1 protein-coding gene is annotated in these 563 nt (G+C 63.6%); it reads left to right on the forward strand.

Annotated elements, in window-relative coordinates; translation table 11 throughout:
• Nucleotides 1-475: peroxiredoxin (locus tag EXE42_RS15990; RefSeq protein WP_158293740.1), on the forward strand; the 475-nt coding region annotated here is incomplete at its 5' end.
• Between the last annotated feature and the right edge of the window lie 88 nt (nt 476-563).

The following is a 563-nucleotide window of genomic DNA, read 5'->3' on the forward strand; positions in this document are numbered from 1 at the left end:
CCGCGGGTTCGACGAGCTGATCGAGCTTCGCGACGAACTACACGAGGCGGACGTCAACGTGGCGACGATCGAGTGTCACGGCGGCTACCGCGGCCGAGTGATGGTCAGACGGGAGCTCGAACCGGAGTACTGGTTCGCCGAGGAGTCGTTCATCGAATCGTACGCGGAGCGGATCTGGTGGCCGCACCTCCTCGACCGCGCGGGAGCGGTCGGCGCGAAATACGGCGTCGATCCGATGTCCTACGCCGTCCACGCCGAGTATATCAACCGCCCCGCGACGATCATTCTCGACCCGAACGGCACCGTTCGCTTCGCGTATTACGGAACGTTCTGGGGCGATCGGCCGTCCATCGAGGAGACTCTCGAAATGATCCGGTCGAAGGAGTTCGAGTTCGAGCACCCGGAACGACGGCACGTCGCGTCTGAGCGATTCCCCGGGCCAGCGGAATACGAATTTGCGGTTAGGGAATCGTGAGCGCGAACAGGGTGAGATTGTGAACCGCAGGGAGGAGACCGGCACCACCGGCGATGACGAGCAGACCGGCGGTCTCTCGGCCGACATA

The sequence above is a fragment of the Halorubrum sp. SP3 genome, assembly GCF_005435195.1.
Classification (GTDB): domain Archaea; phylum Halobacteriota; class Halobacteria; order Halobacteriales; family Haloferacaceae; genus Halorubrum; species Halorubrum sodomense.